The 18,572-nt window shown below is 61.5% G+C and carries 18 protein-coding genes and 1 pseudogene; 9 read left to right on the top strand and 10 right to left on the bottom strand.

The window, feature by feature from the left end; all coding sequences use genetic code 11:
- Nucleotides 1-469 precede the first annotated feature (469 nt).
- The 4 genes from B0G76_RS39720 to B0G76_RS39705 all read right to left on the bottom strand — a co-directional run bounded on the left by B0G76_RS39720 (nucleotide 470) and on the right by B0G76_RS39705 (nucleotide 4,556).
- Complete coding sequence (locus B0G76_RS39720) at nucleotides 470-1,678, bottom strand: MFS transporter (protein ID WP_120298198.1); 1,209 nt, start codon at nucleotides 1,676-1,678, stop codon at nucleotides 470-472.
- Between the two features lie 63 nt (nucleotides 1,679-1,741).
- Complete coding sequence (locus tag B0G76_RS39715) at nucleotides 1,742-2,227, bottom strand: VOC family protein (RefSeq protein ID WP_120298197.1); 486 nt, start codon at nucleotides 2,225-2,227, stop codon at nucleotides 1,742-1,744.
- Between the two features lie 31 nt (nucleotides 2,228-2,258).
- Nucleotides 2,259-2,735 (bottom strand): VOC family protein, encoded by a 477-nt coding sequence (locus B0G76_RS39710; protein ID WP_120298196.1) that lies wholly within the window; start codon nucleotides 2,733-2,735, stop codon nucleotides 2,259-2,261.
- 153 nt (nucleotides 2,736-2,888) lie between these two features.
- The gene (locus tag B0G76_RS39705; protein ID WP_120298195.1) at nucleotides 2,889-4,556 is read right to left on the bottom strand and encodes an SH3 domain-containing C40 family peptidase; all 1,668 of its coding nucleotides are present in this window, start codon (nucleotides 4,554-4,556) and stop codon (nucleotides 2,889-2,891) included.
- Nucleotides 4,557-4,926: 370 nt separating this feature from the next.
- Here B0G76_RS39705 and B0G76_RS39700 point away from each other — a divergent pair, with 370 nt between their 5' ends.
- The 5 genes and pseudogenes from B0G76_RS39700 to B0G76_RS45055 form a co-directional block, all read left to right on the top strand.
- A complete protein-coding gene (locus B0G76_RS39700) occupies nucleotides 4,927-5,349 on the top strand; it encodes a molybdopterin-binding protein (protein WP_120298194.1) in 423 nt (140 codons plus the stop codon).
- Between the two features lie 177 nt (nucleotides 5,350-5,526).
- On the top strand, nucleotides 5,527-6,027 hold the full coding sequence (locus tag B0G76_RS39695; protein ID WP_120298193.1) for a GAF domain-containing protein: 501 nt from the start codon (nucleotides 5,527-5,529) through the stop codon (nucleotides 6,025-6,027).
- A 172-nt stretch (nucleotides 6,028-6,199) separates the two neighbouring features.
- The gene (locus B0G76_RS39690) at nucleotides 6,200-7,279 is read left to right on the top strand and encodes an aromatic ring-hydroxylating dioxygenase subunit alpha (RefSeq protein ID WP_120298192.1); all 1,080 of its coding nucleotides are present in this window, start codon (nucleotides 6,200-6,202) and stop codon (nucleotides 7,277-7,279) included.
- A gap of 48 nt (nucleotides 7,280-7,327) precedes the next feature.
- Nucleotides 7,328-7,495 carry a rubredoxin gene (locus B0G76_RS39685; RefSeq protein WP_120298191.1) on the top strand — a complete coding sequence of 56 codons (168 nt, stop codon included), beginning with the start codon at nucleotides 7,328-7,330 and terminating at the stop codon, nucleotides 7,493-7,495.
- Nucleotides 7,492-8,619 (top strand): annotated as a pseudogene (locus B0G76_RS45055) (NAD(P)/FAD-dependent oxidoreductase); the annotation flags it as partial. The gene B0G76_RS39685 and the pseudogene B0G76_RS45055, both read left to right, overlap by 4 nt.
- On the opposite strand, the gene B0G76_RS45050 reads toward B0G76_RS45055, so the two are convergent.
- Nucleotides 8,596-9,483: a LysR family transcriptional regulator gene (locus tag B0G76_RS45050; RefSeq protein ID WP_409076785.1), complete on the bottom strand. Its 888-nt coding sequence runs from the start codon at nucleotides 9,481-9,483 to the stop codon at nucleotides 8,596-8,598. The pseudogene B0G76_RS45055 and the gene B0G76_RS45050 sit on opposite strands and share 24 nt — an antisense overlap.
- A gap of 444 nt (nucleotides 9,484-9,927) precedes the next feature.
- Between B0G76_RS45050 and B0G76_RS39670 the strand changes: the two genes are divergently transcribed.
- Nucleotides 9,928-11,637, top strand: a complete 1,710-nt coding sequence (locus B0G76_RS39670) for a bifunctional diguanylate cyclase/phosphodiesterase (protein ID WP_120298190.1) — start codon at nucleotides 9,928-9,930, stop codon at nucleotides 11,635-11,637.
- A gap of 5 nt (nucleotides 11,638-11,642) precedes the next feature.
- On the opposite strand, the gene B0G76_RS39665 is transcribed toward B0G76_RS39670, so the two are convergent.
- Together B0G76_RS39665 and B0G76_RS39660 are read right to left on the bottom strand one after the other, a co-directional pair.
- On the bottom strand, nucleotides 11,643-12,770 hold the full coding sequence (locus B0G76_RS39665; RefSeq protein ID WP_120298424.1) for a PHB depolymerase family esterase: 1,128 nt from the start codon (nucleotides 12,768-12,770) through the stop codon (nucleotides 11,643-11,645).
- Nucleotides 12,771-12,888: 118 nt separating this feature from the next.
- Nucleotides 12,889-13,314, bottom strand: coding sequence for a CopG family transcriptional regulator (locus tag B0G76_RS39660; RefSeq protein WP_120298189.1), 426 nt, complete (start codon nucleotides 13,312-13,314; stop codon nucleotides 12,889-12,891).
- A 240-nt stretch (nucleotides 13,315-13,554) separates the two neighbouring features.
- Here B0G76_RS39660 and B0G76_RS45045 point away from each other — a divergent pair, with 240 nt between their 5' ends.
- From B0G76_RS45045 to B0G76_RS43400, 3 genes are all read left to right on the top strand, one after another.
- Entirely contained in the window at nucleotides 13,555-13,839 is a 285-nt protein-coding gene (locus tag B0G76_RS45045; RefSeq protein WP_120298188.1) for an H-NS family nucleoid-associated regulatory protein, read from the top strand.
- A gap of 296 nt (nucleotides 13,840-14,135) precedes the next feature.
- On the top strand, nucleotides 14,136-14,408 hold the full coding sequence (locus B0G76_RS39650; RefSeq protein WP_120298187.1) for a hypothetical protein: 273 nt from the start codon (nucleotides 14,136-14,138) through the stop codon (nucleotides 14,406-14,408).
- 1,162 nt (nucleotides 14,409-15,570) lie between these two features.
- Nucleotides 15,571-15,756 carry a DEAD/DEAH box helicase gene (locus B0G76_RS43400; RefSeq protein ID WP_259460973.1) on the top strand — a complete coding sequence of 62 codons (186 nt, stop codon included), beginning with the start codon at nucleotides 15,571-15,573 and terminating at the stop codon, nucleotides 15,754-15,756.
- 114 nt (nucleotides 15,757-15,870) lie between these two features.
- On the opposite strand, the gene rng is transcribed toward B0G76_RS43400, so the two are convergent.
- From rng to rlmH, 3 genes are all read right to left on the bottom strand, one after another.
- Nucleotides 15,871-17,340 carry a ribonuclease G gene (gene rng / locus B0G76_RS39635; protein ID WP_120298186.1) on the bottom strand — a complete coding sequence of 490 codons (1,470 nt, stop codon included), beginning with the start codon at nucleotides 17,338-17,340 and terminating at the stop codon, nucleotides 15,871-15,873.
- Nucleotides 17,341-17,349: 9 nt separating this feature from the next.
- Complete coding sequence (locus tag B0G76_RS39630; protein ID WP_120298185.1) at nucleotides 17,350-17,979, bottom strand: nucleoside triphosphate pyrophosphatase; 630 nt, start codon at nucleotides 17,977-17,979, stop codon at nucleotides 17,350-17,352.
- Between the two features lie 91 nt (nucleotides 17,980-18,070).
- Complete coding sequence (rlmH, locus tag B0G76_RS39625) at nucleotides 18,071-18,541, bottom strand: 23S rRNA (pseudouridine(1915)-N(3))-methyltransferase RlmH (RefSeq protein ID WP_120298184.1); 471 nt, start codon at nucleotides 18,539-18,541, stop codon at nucleotides 18,071-18,073.
- Between the last annotated feature and the right edge of the window lie 31 nt (nucleotides 18,542-18,572).

Genomic DNA, 18,572 nt, shown 5'->3' with positions numbered 1-18,572 from the left:
GACGCGGACTTTCCAATTGCGCGGGCAATTTGAAATTGCATCAGCCGGATAGTGGTTCAATTCAATGGATATTTCGGGGTGACGTAATCGCGTTATGTGAGAGCCGACGCATTGGATGAAATTTAGTCTACACCAGACTTTCTTTGTAATACAAATTCTTGCGTTGAGTAAATATTTCGGAATGCCGGATGCAGCCTGCGATACGTGGGCATGAGAGTAGGGATGAATTGGGAAATTGTTTCTGCATGTGGATTCGGGAAAATACTTAATTCAGGTAGTTTTTTCTAATGACGATGAATTTTTTTTGAATTTTTATTGAGGTGAAGATGTGTATTATTATGCGCGCCGAATGATTTATTTAATGTCAATCGTCCTGATTGACATTCGCGCGATTAAAACTTTGGTCGATGCGGGTGCTGCAAACCGCGCAATGGTATTGACGGCCTTCAGCCGAGGCATGCGCGCGCCGTCATTCCCCAAGCGCCAGCGCGCGCTTGCGCCGCAACAGCGCCGAGCCGACCGACACCGCCACGCCGATGCAACCCATCGCCACCGCAAGCGCCACGATCAGCAAGCCGGTTCGCGCTCGTGAGGAAAACACGCCAACCAGCAAACCGGCGAGCGGTTGCGTCATGTTGTTCAACAGGATCACGACGCCGGTCGTCTTGCCGTAGTCTTCGGGCGGAATGATTTTCTGCCGTGCACTGCGGATGTAGACGTTGAACATCTTGTCGAAACCGACAATCAGCAGAAAGCCGAGCGCATAGCCCCAGGGCGCAGCGCTCGCACCGGCGATCACGCCACCGGCACAGATGGAAATGAACGCGACCCGGCCGAGTGTTTGCGCAGGCCAGGCGTTCCGTGCGATCGTCAAAAGAATCAACACCGTGGCCACGGCGCCGGCGGTCTGCAGGCCGGCGTAGTAGCGGTTCGATTGCGCGTGAAATCCGGTTACCATCGCGGCGGATGTCGCGAGGGTCACGCCGATCACCAGATTTTCGGCGGCGGCAAGCAGCACGACTTTTTTCAGGCCGGGTAACAGCAGCACGTGGCGCAGCGCGATGCGCAGGGGCATCGTCCAGTGACCTGGCGCGGCGGGAGGCGGCTCACTAGCGCGGAAGCCGCTAGTGTGTTGCCACAGCAGCAGCGCCGCATCGGCAAAGAGAAACAGCGCGCCGGTTGCGCCGACCACCCACTCCCAGCGCCACATGCCGAGCAACAGCGCGGCTAGCATCGGGCCCAGTACGAAGCCCAATTGGTCGGCCAACTGCGAATAGGCGAGCACACGCTGGAATTGTTGCGTGCTGAAGATTTGCGGCAGCATCACTTCGCGTGCGACCAGCCCTTGGCTCGTCAGCACACCGCACAACGCCGACAGCGCGATCAGCCAGCCGATGCCGCCAAACAGCACGTAAGCGAATACGCCGCCGAAACACACCAGCGCGCGCACGGTCTGACTGATCCGCATCAGCCGCAGAGGTGAAATGCGGTCGCACAAGGCGCCGAAGAAAGGAAAGACCAGGTAGCGCGGCAGCGTTTCGATAAAGAACGCGAGACCCGACCACGATACCTGGTGTGTCGTCTGAAACACGACGAGCGGGACGAGGAACAGCAGGACCTGATCGGCCAGACGCGCGACAAACAGCGAGCAGAAAAAAGCCTGATGGTTGACGCGCACCGTTCATGTCCCGCCGCTTATTGGCCAATTTATGGGCCGATTCATGGGTCGAGACCGATCCTATCAAAGTTCTCGTCGACCACCCCGGTAAGCCTGTTCGAGCAATGCGATATCGAGCTTGACCATTTTCATCATGGCTTGCATCACGCGGCTCGCTTTCGCGGTATCAGGATCGCGCAGCATCTGGCCGAGTACGTCCGGCACGATCTGCCACGAAACGCCGAACTTGTCCTGAATCCAGCCGCATTGCCACGGCGTGCCGCCGTCGGAGAGTTTTGCCCAATAGCTATCGATTTCCTGTTGCGACGCGCAGTGCACGAACAGCGAGATAGCGGGCGAGAAGGTGTATTGCGGGCCACCGTTCAAGGCCATGAACTCCTGACCTTCGAGCTCGAACGTGATGGCCAGCACGCGGCCTTCCGGCCCGGGGCCGGCGTCCGTGTAATGCATCGAGGTGGCAATGCGGGAATTCGAAAACACCGACGTGTAGAAGCGTGCGGCTTCTTCCGCGTTACCGTCGAACCACAGGCATGGCGCAATCTTTTGCATACGACCTCCTCGTCCTGGATGGGCGCGCGGCTTATTTCTGGCCGCACTCCATATTCTGCATACCCTGCTGAATCTGTTCCGGGGTCAGGTCGCGCTTGTGCGTGGCGAGCGACCAGCAATGGCCGAACGGGTCCTTCAACTGGCCGTAGCGGTCGCCCCAGAACATGTCGGCAAGCGGCATGACGACGGTCGCGCCGGCCTCGACGGCCTGCTTGAAACTGGCGTCGACATCTTCCACGTAGTGATGAATCGTGACCGGCGTGCCTTTCAGCGCGTTCGGGCCCAGCGCGTTGTGGTCGGGCCATTCGTCGGTCAGCATCAGCACGGAGTCGCCGATCTTCAGGCTGGCGTGCATCACTTTGCCACCCGGCCCGGGCAGGCGGTATTGCTCGACGGCGTTGAAAGCCTTGGTGTAGAACGCGATGGCGTCCGCGGCGTTGGCGCAAATCAGATACGGGATCAGCGAGTGCATCCCGTCCGGGATCGGTTTGACAGCGGGGCTGGACATGACGGCGACTCCTTGAAGTAACAGGTTCGTGAGTTGAAAGACTGACTGGGTGAGCCAGGCCTTCAACGTTACGACGAGTACACCCCCTCCGAATCGACACTCCGGGAAAAATATTTTTAAGCACGGCCGTGCGGTGTGGGCCGGCGAGCAGGTTCAACCGGCTGGATTGTCGTCGTCCGGCGGAGTGGCGGGTGTACCGGGCGCCGACGGTGTGGAAGGCGCTGCCGCTGCGCCGCCCGGCGCACCGAGAATGCTGATCTGGAACGTCGGGGTCCCGGCGAGCGATTGCAACGTCGCGTCTTCCGGTATGTGTTCGGACAGCGGCAGGATCACCGAGCCGCCGATCACCGCGCGCCGGCTATTGTCGGCCGGACGTAAGCCCCATACGTCCTGGTAGACGACCGGCACCGCGGTGCCGTTGCCGGTCGTGTTGCCGATGTACAGCATCACATGGCCTCCGATGTAAATCAGCGTGCGCAACGGTTCGCCATGCTGGGCGAGGTAGTCGAGCCGTTGCGCCGGCGTCGACGCGGACAGATCGATCATGCGTCCGGCGCTCATCTGTGTCGACGAATGGCGCGGCAGCCACACGCCGAACGTCGCGAAAATGCTTTGCAGTTCCGAAGAACAGTCGTTGTAAAGGCCGCTATTGCCCCAGCCGTACGGCCGCCCGATCAGCGTTTTCATCAGCATCGCCAGGTGTCGCGGGGTGGCGGCGAGCGGCATCGGGGCGATCTGCGTATCGCTCAGTTGGGCGGTGCGGATGATCGCCTTGCCGTCCACGTCGCGGGCCGGGACCAGGAGTTTGCGGGCAACGAGGGCGTCTGCGCTTGCGGTTTTGTTTGCCGGTGCTGCCGGCCGCGCGGCGTTCTCGGGGGCGAGCGGCAGCAGCGTGCCGGCGGGCGCGTCGAAGCGGAACACGCCGCGGCTGTCGCGCACCGGCGCCGAGGCGACCGTTACCGCGCCCAGCGACTTCGCGGTGGCGGCGCGCCACGTGTCGACGAAGGCGTCGTCGGTCAGGCCGACGCCGTCGCTGCGCACCCAGCCTTGCACGTCCGGCGTCTGCACGTAGCGCCACGCGCCGTCAGCGCTGCTACCCAGGACATACAGCGGCGTGCCGGGGCGCACCGCCGAAATCTGCAGGTTGTCGAACGGATAGCCTTCGCCGGCCAGATGGCGGTCGTAGAACGACGGGTCCATGGTCGGCAGTTCGCGCACCATCAGATTGCTGGTGGCGATCGCGCGGCGTTCGGGTTTGTAGATGGCCGCCCGCGTGAACTGGCCGATCTCCATGTTTTGCGCGATGGCGTCGATCCACGCCTTGTCGTGTGGCCGGAAATTCTCGCCATAGCCGAGCGCCGCGCCGCTTTTACCGGTGTTGTCGAATTTGTCGATGCGGCGCTGCTGCAGCGCGACAATGTCCGCGCCTTGCTGACGGTAGACGCGCATCGCCACGTAGGCGGAATTCCATGGCGACGGCGCCGTTGTGCCGGTGCCGAAATAGCGCGCGTAGAGGGCGCTGAAGTGCGCCTGCTGATCCGCGGGGCTCAGGAACGGCTGGTCGTAGCCGGGACTGTCCGGTTCAAGCCAGTGGTCGACGTTCTGGTCGTAATTGCCGATCGGGAATAGGGCGATCGTGTCGACACTCGCGTGGGCTTCGCGCGTCGGCGACGGATTGCTGCAGGCGGCGAGGGTCGCTGCGGCTGCGAGGGCCGCGCAGAATGTGGCGGCGCGGCGGGCGCGCGGCAACCGGGCGGCGAGTTGTGCAGCAATACGTGCAGCAAAGCGTGCGGCAGGGCGGGACGGGACGGCGACAGGCATAGGCTTCGACAGTGGTGGTCCGAGGGCACGATGATACGGTGTCGCGGGACGGACCAGGCGTTGGATGCCTGCCGCATTGAGGTGGAACGAGCGAGCGGGGCTTTCTCACGCTTACCGGCGCCTCGCGCGCATGAGCGCCGCTTTTCACGACATGGCGACGGCATGAAGGCAATTGCTTGCCTTATGCATTTACGATGTTATGAGTGTATTTACACAATGGTTGTGTGTTTTCATTGGAATTCGAATCGTCAATAGCGGCTGTGCGATACCGCACTTCACGCACAAGCGGCCGCTCAGGCCGGACGCCTCGTTACACTCGACACATCGCCTCGAATCGTCTTTCACGAGGCCCCACAACCAGGAGAAAACCATGCAAACCAGCGCACGCAATCAATTTACCGGCGAAGTCGCCGAAGTCAAACACGGCGCAGTGAACGACGAAGTCACGTTGCGCACCCAGGACGGGCTCGAGATCGTGGCGATCATTACGCACGGCAGCGCGACGTCGCTCGGCCTCGCCGCCGGCAAGAAGGCATTCGCGCTGGTCAAGGCGTCGTCGGTGATCGTGATGGTCGACGGGACGAAGAGCCAGGTGTCGGCACGCAACTGCATCGCCGGCACCGTGTCGGCCGTCACCAGGGGCGCGGTGAATTCGGAAGTGACCATCAGTGCGGGCGGCGCGCAGATTGCCGCGATCATCACCAATGAAAGCGTCGAGCGCCTTGGTCTTGCAAGCGGCAAAGCGGCGACGGCGATTTTCAAGGCATCGAGCGTAATCGTCGGCGTGGAATAACGCTTGACGCATGGCGTTGTTCACCGGGCTAACGTCTGGACAATGCCGTCAGGACGCACGTAGGGCGGACGGAAAGAGGGCGGGAAGCGCAACGCGCAGCGCCGTGAAGGAAGCGGCGGCTTGCTTTAAACTGCATGCCTCGCAGTTCCTCTTTCCGCTTTCATCACGGACGCCGTCATGTTCGAAGTCTCCTCCGCCTCGCATCTCCCCAAAGCCGCGCAATACGAAGAGCTGGTCGCTCAGGCACGCGCGCTGCTCGCCGACGAAACCGACTGGGTCGCCAACGCCGCGAATTTCTCCGCGTTCGTGTTTCATTCCCTGAGCGATCTGAATTGGGCCGGTTTTTACTTCCACGATGGCCGCGAACTGGTGGTCGGGCCGTTCCAGGGCAAGCCCGCTTGCGTGCGCATCGCGCTCGGTAAGGGCGTGTGCGGCACGGCTGCGCAGACTCGTCAGACGCAAGTGGTGCGCGACGTGCATGAATTCCCCGGTCATATCGCCTGTGATTCGGCGTCGCAATCGGAAATCGTCGTGCCGCTCGTTGCGCCGGACGGCACGCTGATCGGCGTGTGGGATGTCGACAGCCCGATTGTCGCGCGCTTCGACGAAGAAGACGCGAAGGGCATGGAAGCGCTGTGCGCAGTGTTTATCGAAGCCGCGCTGCCGCACGCGTCGTAGGCGTTTCAGCAAGCGTTGATCGAGCGCTGCTGCGGCACCCTATGCTTTTTCGTACATAGACCAGATGCACTTCAGGGGATGGGTCGGCGGACCTCATCCCGCTATCGTTCTCTCCACGCGCCCAAGACCATACACGAGCGCGACGAACCCCCACCAGGTTTTGGAGACATGCATGAGTTCCGCCATCGCTACTGCCGCCGCTACGGCCACCGCTACCCCGCTGACATTCCAACGTTCCCCCGCCTTACCCCGCAATTGCACCTTCGATAGCCACGACTTGGAGATCCTCAGCCGCTACAGGCATCCGGTGGCATTCGCCGCCGACGTGACCGACACACCCATCAGCGTGACGCTGCTCGACGAACCGTTGGTCGTATTCCGCTCGAACGGTCAACTCGTGAGCGCGCGCGATATCTGTCCGTATCGCGGCGCGCCGCTCAGCCAGGGGTGGGTCGCTAACGACAACATCGTGTGTCCGTATCACGGTCTCGCGTACGGCAACGACGGCAAGTGCAAGCACATTCCGTCGCAAACGGACGGCCCGATTCCCGAGCGCCTGCATCTCGTCACGTACTCAACACAGGAAGCCTACGGCCTCGTATGGGTCTCGCTTGGTGGCGGCGCCGAAGCGCTGCCGGCGTTTCCCCACTGGGACGATCCCGATTTCCAGCAGATCCTGCCGCCCTCGATCGACATCAACGCATCGGCCGGACGTCAGACCGAAGGCTTCATCGACGTCGCGCATTTCGCGTGGATTCACCACGACAGCTTCGCCGACCGGCACAACCCGGTGGTGCCGCAGTATTCCGTCGAGCGGCGCAAACGCGGCATGCATGCGGAGTACGTGAGCACGGTCAGCAACTTCCCGAAATCGATGCAGCATCGCGCGCCGGAGGGCTATTTGTGGCACCGTTTTTTCGACGTCGACGTGCCGTTCTTTGCGCGCCTGACCGTGCACTTTCCCGATAACGGACGCCTGTCGATCCTGAATGCCGCGAGCCCGGTGTCCGCGCGCAAGACGCGTCTGTTCGTGCCGATCGTGCGCAACTTCGATAAGGATTTGCCGCTCGAGGACGTCTACGCATTCAATCGTCAGGTGTTCGAAGAAGATCGTGCGATCGTCGAGCAGCAGCGCCCGGAAGATTTGCCGATCGACCGTGCGGCGGAAGCGCCGATTCTCGCCGACCGTTCGTCGGGTGCGTACCGTCGCGCGTTGGCTGGGATTGGTCTCGGCCAGGCCTATGTGCGCTAGTTCGCGGTGCGATTTGTAATTGGTGATTCGGGATTAGGGAGAGAAGCCATGAAAGTATGGGAATGCGTCATCTGCGGCTTTCGCTACGACGAAGCACTGGGTCTGCCGGAAGCGGGTATCGCGCCGGGCACGCGTTGGGAAGACGCGCCGGACGAATGGCTGTGTCCCGATTGCGCGACCGGCAAACACGATTTTGAAATGCAGGTGATCGCATGACGGCCGCTCAGCATGAGGACAATGGACAGCCGGTGGTGATCGTCGGCACGGGCATGGCGGGCTATACGGTCGCGCGCGAATTGCGCAAGCTCGACAGTACCGCGCCGATCGTGATGATCAGCCGCGACGACGGCAGCTTCTATTCGAAGCCAATGTTGTCGAATGCATTGACCATGAAGAAAGAACCGCAAGCGCTGGCGAGTTCCGACGCGATGGCGATGGCCGCGCAACTGGGTGCGTGGATTCGCGTGCACCAGCGTGTAGAGCGCATATTGCCGGCCGAGCGCACGCTGGTTGTCGACAACGCGTTGCTCGGCTATAGCAAGCTGGTGCTGGCCACGGGTGCGGACCCACGCCGCCTGAAGGTGGCGGGAGATGGCGCGGCTGACGTAATGTCGATTAACGATCTCGGCGATTACGCGCGTTTCAGGCTGGCGCTTACGCGTTGCCGCTCCGTGGCGATTCTGGGTGCGGGGCTGATCGGCTGCGAGTTCGCCAACGATCTGGCGGCCGCCCGTTATGCGGTCAATCTGATCGATCCTGCTTCGACGCCGCTGGCTCGCCTGCTTCCGCAAGACGTGGGTGAGATTTTCGCGCGCGCCTTGGATGATGGTGGCATCCGTTTTCATCCTGGCCGCAGTGTGAATCGTATCGACCGCTTGTCGGACGGTTACCGGTTGACGTTCGCCGAAGGTGAGCCGATCGACGCGGATCTGGTCGTGTCGGCGGTCGGCCTCACACCGCGGACGGCAATCGCCGCGGCAGCGGGTCTGGAAATCGATCAGGGCATTCGGACCGATGCGTGGTGCCGCACCAGCGCGCTGGATATCTACGCACTCGGCGACTGTGCCGCGATCGAAGGCAAAGTGCAGCCGTATGTTCTGCCGATCATGCACGCCGCGCGCGCACTTGCGCGCACGCTGGCCGGACAGCCGACGCGCGTCGCTTTTCCGGTGATGCCGATTACCGTGAAGACACCCGCGAGTCCCGCTGTTGTCGTGACGCCCGAGGGCGAGGGCGCATGGTCGATCGAAACCGCCGGCGACGCGGCGAAGCATGCAGCTCGCGCCGTATGCCGGCATGCCGACAGCGAGCGTCCATTAGGCTTCGCCTTGATTGTGGCGACGCACGCGATGCGTGCGGTCATGCCAGAGTTGATGGTAGGTGAGCGCCTGCGGCTCACCGGGAATCGGCTCGATACGCAGCGGCAGCATCCGGGTGTAGTGCGTGGCGAGCGCGCGAGTGGTGGTGAACAGCAGATTGGAACGCGCCAGTACGTAGGGCGCCATGCCGAAGTAGGGCAGCGTCGTGGTGACGGTGCGCGCGAGGCCGTTGCGGGCGAGTTCGACGTCGACCGTGCCCCATGCCGTCGTGTTGTAGGTCATCACGGCCAGGTGTTCCGCTTCTTCGTAGACGGCCTTGCTAAGTCGCCCCGGTTTGATCGGGTGGCCGTTGCGCATCGGGCACACCAGTTCGTCCTTGCACAACGGCTGCAAATGCAGATGCTCGGGCGGCGTGCGCCAGTTGCCGATCACCAGATCGAGAAAGCCGCTTTCCAGGCCATCCTCGTAGCCGCCGTCCACCATCATCAGATGTCTGAACTCGAGCTTTGCGCCGGGCGCTTCGCGATGAAATGCATCCACCACGGCGGGGACGAAGAACGCATCGAGATAGTCCGGCGAGCCGATCCGGACGGTCTGGCTGGTGGTGGCCGGATTGAACGACGTGGTGGGATGCAGAATGGCCGCGATATTGTTCAGCGCTTGCGCCGTGGGTTCGATCAGCGTGAGCGCATGCGCGGTGAGAACCATCCGGCTGCCGCTGCGCACCAGCAGCGGATCGCCGGTCATGTCGCGCAGTTTGCGCAGTGCCACGCTAACAGTGGGCTGCGATTGTCCGAGCAACGCTGCCGTGCGCGATACGCTCGATTCGCTCAGAAGTGTGTGCAGCACCTTGAGCAGGTGCGAATCGATGATTTCCTTGGACATGAAATGCGGGACCCTGTTTCGTGCGGATCCATGCAGTGGGGCAGTGGTTTTTTATTGAAGGATCGCGAGCAAAATATATCGCCGGATATAACGGTCGTCAATCCGTCGAAGCCCTGTGCGAGGGTGTCGAAAGCCGGTGCGCGTTGGGTCATGAGGCGCTGGGTATCCCGGCAATAGCGGACGCTTTATGATGTGCGCGACAAAGGGCAATCTGCACCGGAACTGGGGAATACACCGAGGAAAACGATTGCCGCGAAGAATGCGCGGCCTGCCCGGCGGTTCCGGGCAGGAAAGCCGCTATCATACGCACGCTGATACACCCGCTGACCCGGCGGATTGGACCGAATCCGCCTGCTTTGCCGGTTGTGCTGTACGCGTCAAGAAAAGCGCTCACTCGCTTTCCTCATTCGCTGTCAATACCCAGGAAATTCAAAGGCCGGCGCGATGCAAGACTCCTACTACGCCGAAGCGCGCACGCGCGACGCCGCGCTTGCCGCGGCGCCGTACGGCATGTTCATCTGCATGGCCGACGGCACGTTCGGCTCCGTCAACGCGGCTTTCGAAAAACTGACCGGTTTTACCGCCGAAGATTTGATCGGCCGGCGCACCTTTGAGTCCTTGCACGATCCGGCCGAACTCGCGAGGCGGCGCGCCGAATTGCCGCCGCTGTCGGCGCTGGGCTCGCGCTATGAAGGCGAATGGACCTACGTGCGGCGCAACGGCACCCCGATTCGCGTGGTGTTCGCACTGGCGCCGCTCGCCGCCGAGCCGACGCATTCCGGTGGCGTAGCTACGGGGCCCGCTCGCTATGTCGGCATCGCCATCGACATGACGCGTTACGCGCAATCCGAGGCGCGGCTGTGGTACGTCGCGCATCACGACGGCGTGACCCGCCTGCCGAATCAGACGCTTTTCACAGAACGCCTCGAGCTCACGATCGCGCGTTGTCAGCGGAGCGGCACCGGCTTCACGGTGCTGATCGCGGAGCTCGATCATTTGCGCAAGCTGCGCGACGCGCTCGGTTTGCATGCGGCCGAGCTGGTGTTGCAGATCGTCGGCGAGCGGCTGCGCGGTCTCTTTCCCAACGACGGTACGATCGCCTCGATCGGCGGCACGCAATTCGCGCTGCTGGTCAACGAAACCGGCGCGGCCGCGGATTCTTTCGCGGCCGAGGCCCTGAGTCGCATCGCCGAATCGATCGACTACGCGGGTACAGCGCTGAACATCACAGCGAGTATTGGCATCGTCGCCTATCCTGCCGATGGCGCCGATGCGCCGACACTGATGCGCCGCGCGGGGGTGGCGTTGTCGGCGGCTTCGGCGGTGAGTGGCAATGCGGTGCGGCGCTTTTCCACCGCGCTCGAAGGCCAGGCGGCGCGCCGCTTCGAACTGGAGGCGATGCTGCGCGAAGCGCTCGAGCGTCAGCAACTGCATCTCGTGTATCAACCGCAGGTGACGCTCGCCAACGGACGCATCGCGCAAGTAGAGACGCTGCTACGCTGGAATCATCCGCAGCGTGGTTTGATCAGTCCGGTCGAATTCGTGCCGGTCGCGGAAGAGGCGGGCCTGATCGAGCAGATCGGCGAGTGGGTGATCCGTACCGCGTGCCGCGACGCCGGAAAATTGCTGCGACTCACCGGTACCATGCCACGGATCGCGGTGAACGTGTCCCCGCAGCAGTTCCAGCGGCACAATCTGTTCGAGACGATCCGCGAGGCGCTCGAAGACGCCGCGCTCGATCCTTCGTACCTCGAAGTGGAAATCACCGAGGGCGTGCTGCTGGGCGATACCGAGCAGGCCTTGCAGACGCTGCATGCGTTGCGCGAATTAGGCGTTGAAGTCGCAGTGGATGACTTCGGCACCGGCTATTCAAATCTCGCTTATCTCACGCGTTTTCCGCTGAACCGTATAAAAATCGATCGCTCGTTTGTGATGCGTATGAATACCGATCCGCAATGCGCGTTGCTTGTCGGCGCCGTTATTGCCATGGCGCATGCGTTGAAGCTGCGCGTGACGGCCGAGGGCGTGGAGACGGCCGAGCAGGCCGCGCAACTGGAAGCGCTTGGTTGCGACGAGGCGCAAGGGTTCTGGTTCTCGCGGCCCATCACCGTCGCGGCGTTGCGAAATTTGCTGAAACCGTTGGGTACGGCTTGACGCGCTCAGTGCGTACCTGAGGCTCGCGGGTGGGCGAGGAAGAAGCGCAGCATCTCGGCTGTCGCATCGGGGCCGGCTGGGTCGGTGAACGAGCCGCGCTGACTGCCGCCTGCCCATGCGTGGCCCGCGCCATGAATCGACCAGTATTCCGCCTCGACGCCATTCTCCGCAACAAGCCGCTGCACCGTGCAACCGCGCTGGCTGTTCGCCGTGCCTGCTGTACCTGCTGCATGTGACGGCACGCTGACTGTCGTAACGCCGGCGTCGAAGCCTGCCACGAGCGCTGTGGCGTTCGAAGGATGCACCGTCGTGTCCGCATCGCCATGAAACACGATGAGCGGGCGCTGCGGTTCGGCGTGTGGGCGGTTGCGATGCGCGCGGCCGCCCTTCATCGCGGCGAGCGCCGAGGGCAGGTTCTTCGCGCAGCCATACGCGAGGCCGGAATGCACGCAGGCCGCCGCGTACAGGTCGGGCCAGGTCTCCAGCATGACATCCGCCATTGCGCCGCCCGCCGACAGACCCGCCACGTACACGCGCGTCCGATCGACACGATAGCCTGCGATTACCTCACGCGTGATGCCCGCGATCAGCGACGGTTCGCCCTGGTCGCGTTGCTGGTCGGCAGGCTTGAACCAGTTCCAGCATGCCGAATGATTGGCCGCGTGCGACTGATTCGGATACACGACGATGAAGCCGTGACGCTCGGCCATTTCGTTCATGCGTGTGCCGGCCGCGAAGTCGTCGGCGTTTTGCGTGCAGCCGTGCAGCATCACGATCAGCGGCAACGGTTCGTTGTTGTAGACGGCGGGCACGTAGAGCTTGTATTGGCGTTGGCCCGCGCTGTTGCTGAACGTGTGGGTGCTGAAGGTGCCGGGCGTGTCGGAGTCGAAAGTGCGCTCGGCGGGGGCATGCGGCGTGATGGTGGTGTGTGATTGCGCTTGCGTCCACGCTTGTGCCCATTCGCTGATGTTCTGCGGCGTGTGCGGCGTTTGCGGGGTTTGCGTATGACCCGCTTCAGCCGCACCGCGCGCGAGCGCGCGTTGAACCGCCGCGGTCGCTTCCTTCGGCCCCTTTGTGCGCAGCAGGTGGAAGGCCTCTTTCATCGACTTCAGGAAATCTTCATTCATTTTCATGATCGTGTGCTGCTGCATTGACTTGCATTGAGCGTGGCCAGGTCAGGCGATGAGTCTCATGAGCTTGACCGCGTGTTCTGCACGCGGTCAACCATCAGGTGAGCGCTGCCGGCCGCGCCTACCTGATGCGGCCGGCGAGCGCCGCCTTGACCGCGGGCGAGGCGTGAAATGCGCCAAGCACCACCACCGATGCGATGGTGGCCGCCGCGAGTTCCGGCGGCACATCGGCTGCGATGCGGGCGAGGCCGAGCACATGAATGTCCAGCCGCTCGTTCGCGGCTTGAGCGGCTTCGAGGTCCTGCTTTGAGAAGTGTTGCAAGCCGAGCACCATTGCACGCCGCGTCACGGTTTGCGTGACGACCTGCGCGTGTACGACGAGCTGGTTGCGGATCGCCGTACGGATCAGATCGGTGCGGTTCGAGTAAAAACCTTCTTCGACGAGTAAATCGATCTGGCCCAGGTCGACCGGGCCGAGATTGATGGTGATTTTTTCGGTCTCGCCGCCTTTGGGGCGCGAGGTATCGACGAGTTTGAGGTTGGCCATTGAGATCTCGTTTGACATCCGGATGGCATCCGGTTGGCATCCGGTTGGCGTTCTCATACCATCCACATAACATCCAATGGGATGGTTATACGCGCCTTGTTTGGACGGCGTCAATGGGGAAATTGAGGGCCGGTACCCGGTAGTCGGGCCGCTTGACGCACAGGTTCTGCTCCCGGATATTCTTCAACAGATGGCCATCACCTTGCGTGCTCAACTCGCGAAAAACCTGCAATAAGTGCGATGAACAAGACTTACCTGGAACTTGTATCTGACCTTGCTGCGCTCGATAAACAGATTCAATTCGCATGGTGTGCTGAACGCGTCGCAGCTATTGAGCAGATCCGTGGCTTGATGAGGGACTACGGCATCACGCCAAGTGAACCCGTCGGACGCAAGCGAGGACGGACTCCCGCACCGCCGCGATACAGAAATCCGGAAACGGGACACACTTGGACTGGATGGGGCGCGCGCCCTGTCTGGTTGCTCGGGAAGGACTCGAAGGAGTTTCTTATCGTTCATCGGTAATAAATCGACGTTCCCGGCGAGTGGAACTCAGGGAGTGGCCGTTATAGAGCAGCTCGACTGCCTCTTCCGGAGCGCGTGTCAGTTAGCACTTACGGACTACTCGCCGAGCTTCCGGTGCAGGTAGGGCACGGCGTTCGCTGCGAAGGACCGTGTATGCAATACGAACACTTCGAAGCAGAAGTGTGTGGTTTTTGTCACAGGTGACGCTCAAACTTTATTTAACACACACCTGGATCGTATTTTGATAGGCTTTATCGTGGCAGAGGAAGAGCATCCAACGACAGGAGGACTTCGCCATGCTGAGATGGATCGCGAACTGGGCGGTGCACAACGCACTCACCCCGGAGAAGCAGGCCGAAAAAGCGTTACGGGACCTGCGTCTGGAGCTTTTCCAGGCGGAGCAGCGAATCCTCGATGCGCAGTTGCATGCGGATTACTACCGTGCGCGTCTGGCCTTTTGCGAGGAGGTCATAAAAAACGGCATTGAGCAGGTAGCCGATCAGCGCAAAGGTCAACACGAAGCCTCACAGGTGTCGCGGCCGGGACTCAAGCTCACAGCAACTCAATAGCGGGTCAATCAGAGACATTCAGTCCGCGCACCGCGTGCAGGACGTGAAAGCGGCCGCACATAAGCGGCCGTACCGGTCGAGGTGTCTGCCCCTACGCGGGCGACTGCCTAGGCGTGCGTAGTCGCGCCGTGTACGCGTGTCGGCAGCAGGATCGCCGCGAGTGCGTTGATCAAGCAGAACACGCTACAGATGCAAACATCGTCATCGAGACGATGCTGGACTGGCTAGGAATCCGAACTATATAAAGACGTCGCGTGCGAGCGGTGCAGCGCTTACAGGCAAACTGCTTCGAACTACATCCGCGATCGCCTGGAGGCGTCCGGAATTAATGATCGGCGACAACCGGCCAGAGGCGGTCTTTCGACATGACGCGTATCTTGTCCGATTTGCATGGATCAGCGGACATACGTGCAACAGACATAACGCGATTAGGCCTGCGCATCGCGCACTCGTCGAGCAGATCAGTAGGGGCCAAGCTAATAGCGGCGAGTGCATAGCTCGCTACAGGTCCTTGCGGGTTCTATTCGGACGTCGAAGGAGGCTGTGGGCTGCACATTTCAGGGCTAAAAGTGCGATTCTCATAGACCGCCGCAGCGGACGATCGGAGGCCATATGGTTTCGTTCGAAAGCGAGCTATTTCGTGCTGTGCGAGCCGAACAGATAGCACAGCGTCACGCGCGCGCGGCCTATTTAACGCGGTCTGATCGCTTCAGAATAACAATCACGCATGCCGTTGACTGCCGAGCTTGGTCCGCGATGGCAAGGCAGCGGGTTCGCCCCCGCGAGCTGCTGGTCCCGGCTTATGAGCTGGGGCCGAGAGAGCTGTTTCGGGAAACGAGGAGTGCCCGAACAATAAGCATGATACGTTCAACGCGCACTGGGCCTGATTCGGCCTGAACGTTCGAGTTCGGCGAGTCCATGATGGGCTGCCCAAAAAGTCTCGGCCGCGGCATTCACATCGACGCAGAACGGCGTTACGACCGTCGCAGGAGCTTCGAAAGCTGCCCGCAGTTCCGGTCTGGTTTCAGCTTCAGCGACCCTGCGCCTTGAGTCTCACCGTCGACAAATGGAACACTCGGTGCTGATCGAGTCGAGCGGGCAATGGCTTCAGGTCAACGATTTTCAGCGACGGTTCTGGAGCAACGCTAGCGATCATGAATGATTGTCGGCATCAGCTCCGACGGAGTCTGGAAAGACCTTCGTTGTGATGCAATGGCTAATCGAGCAAATGCGGTCGCCAACGACCCGTGCTGCTGTGTATCTGGCGCCAACCCGCGCGTTGGTATCTGACATAGAAGGTTATCTCCGTGCCGTTTTTAACACGGCCGCGCAGCACGTTGAGAGTTGAGCCTCACATACTCACTCTATATATGTCTCATATTTGTGTGTAGCCAGTCGAGTAGCTAGAGAGGTTTCTTTGTATTTCTGTTGTGTAACGTATTGATAATGAAGTGGAAAATTTCTACATCAACACAATATCGTACTGCTCCTGGCTCAAATTCGACTCCACTTGCAACGACACCGGCTTGCCGATGAAATCGATCAGCATCGCCAGATGCTGCGACTCTTCTTCAAGAAACAGGTCGATCACCTGCTGCGACGCCACCACGCGAAACTCGCGCGGATTAAACTGCCGCGACTCGCGCAGAATCTCACGCAGCACGTCATAACACACCGTACGCGGCGTCTTGACCTGCCCCTTGCCCTGGCACACCGGGCAGGGCTCGCATAATACATGCGCCAACGATTCACGCGTGCGCTTGCGCGTCATTTCCACGAGCCCAAGCTGCGAGAACCCATTCACCGTCACGCGCGTACGATCGCGCGACAGCGCCTTCTTCAACTCGCCGAGCACCTGATCGCGATGCTCGATGTTCTCCATATCGATGAAGTCGATGATGATCACGCCACCCAGATTGCGCAGCCGCAATTGCCGCGCGATTGTGTGCGCGGCTTCGAGGTTGGTCTTGAAGATCGTATCGTCGAAGTTGCGCGCGCCGACGTAGCCGCCGGTGTTCACGTCGATCGTCGTCATCGCTTCGGTCTGATCGATCACCAGATACCCGCCCGACTTCAGATCGACCCGGCGTGACAATGCGCGCTGGATTTCCGATTCGATGTTGTACAGGTCGAAGAGCGGCCGCTCGCCGGTGTAGTGATGCAGCTTTGACGACACCGCCGGCGTGAACTCCGCCGCAAAGTCGGCCAGCATCTGATAGGTCTCGCGCGAGTCGACCTGAATGCGCGAGGTCTCGTCATTCACGAAATCGCGCAGCACTCGCTGCGAGAGATTCAGGTCCTGATACAGCAGGCTGGTCGGCGGCATGCGCTGACCTTGCGAGATGATCGTTGCCCACGTCTTGCGCAGATACGCGACGTCCGCGGCCAACTCTTCGCTGGTCGCATCTTCAGCAATAGTGCGTACGATGTAGCCGCCTTTTTCATCGGCGGGCAGCACGGCGGTCAAACGCGCGCGCACGGCTTCGCGTTCGGCTTCGCTTTCGATCTTCTGCGAGATGCCGATGTGCGGCTCCTGCGGCAGATACACAAGCGTGCGCCCGGCGATACTCACTTGCGTGGAGAGCCTCGCGCCCTTGGTGCCGATGGGATCCTTCACGACCTGCACCATCAGCGTCTGACCTTCGAAAACAATCTTCTCGATCGGCTGATGCGGTGTCTGATGCTGCGGCTCGCCGGCAATGCGCGGATGCCAGATATCCGCTACGTGGAGGAACGCAGCGCGTTCCAGACCGATGTCGATGAAGGCGGATTGCATGCCCGGCAACACGCGGACGACTTTGCCGAGATAGACATTGCCGACGCGTCCCCGCGACAGCGTTCGTTCGACGTGAAGTTCCTGGACGGCGCCTTGCTGGACGAGCGCGACGCGCGTTTCCTGCGGCGTGACATTGATCAGGATTTCTTCATTCATGGTGTTATTTTAGAAGTCGATGCGCGCTGCACGCAGAAGGGCAGCGGTTTCAAAAAGCGGCAAACCCATGATACCCGAATAGGACCCATCGATATGCTCGATAAACTCCGCGGCGCGTCCCTGCACACCATAGGCCCCCGCCTTGCCGAGCGGCTCGCCGCTTGCGGCATAGCGGCGCACGGCGTCCGCGTGCAGTGCAGCAAAATGCACCTTCGATACCGATAGGGCGGCAGGCAGCAATGTGCCTTCCGCATTGAGCACCGCGACGGCCGTCAGTACTTCGTGATCGCGGCCCGCGAGGCGCGTGAGCATCGCGACGGCATCGTCGGTGTCGAGGGGCTTGCCGAGAATCGCGTCGTCGATCGTGACGGTTGTGTCGGCAACCAGGATTGGCCGTGCGGCATGTCCGCCGGCAACGAGACGCGCCCGCGCAGCGTGCGCCTTGGCGACGCACACGCGCTGTACATAGTCGCGCGCGCGCTCGCCGGGGAGCTCGGCTTCGAGCGCTTCGGCATCTTCATCGGGACGCGGTAGGAGCAATTCGAAACGTACGCCGAGCTGTTGCAACAGTTCCTGACGACGTGGACTCTGGGAAGCGAGGTAGACGAATGGATGCAGCGAAGCGGCGGGCGTTGGCATGAACAGGTCTCGATGAGGCAGGTGGCGTCAAGGTGCGAGAAGCGCGCGAAGAGCCGCAAAAAACCCGCAACCTGTTCGCAGCCTCGTTCGCTCACACGCGGTGATAGGGGTGATTCTGCGTGATGGTCCACGCTCGGTAAAGCTGTTCGGCGAGCAGCACGCGGACCATGGCGTGCGGCAGCGTCAGACTGGAGACACGCAACAGCATATCGGCGCGTGCTTTCAGATCGGGATCGAGCCCGTCGGCGCCGCCGATCAGAAACGCCACGTCGCGGCCGTCCTGCTGCCAGCCGGGCAGGGCGCCGGCAAGCTGCATCGTGGTCCAGTCCTTGCCGCGTTCATCGAGCGCGACAATGCGCGCGTTCTTCGGCAACGCGGCTTCGATTTTCTGCTGCTCGGCCGCCATCACGCTTTCGGCAGGCCGCCCTGACGAACGCTGCTCGGGCTTGATTTCGCGAAGCTCGATGCGCAGCTCGGGCGGCATGCGCTTCGCGTATTCGTCGAAGCCGGTGGCGATCCAGTCCGGCATTTTGTGGCCGACGGCGAGAATGTGCAGTTTCATTACGGATGTAATCGCGGATGGCAAGCGCCGA

This window comes from Paraburkholderia sp. BL23I1N1 (assembly GCF_003610295.1).
In the GTDB taxonomy this organism is placed as follows: domain Bacteria; phylum Pseudomonadota; class Gammaproteobacteria; order Burkholderiales; family Burkholderiaceae; genus Paraburkholderia.
This window is presented reverse-complemented; position numbering and strand designations above follow the sequence as displayed.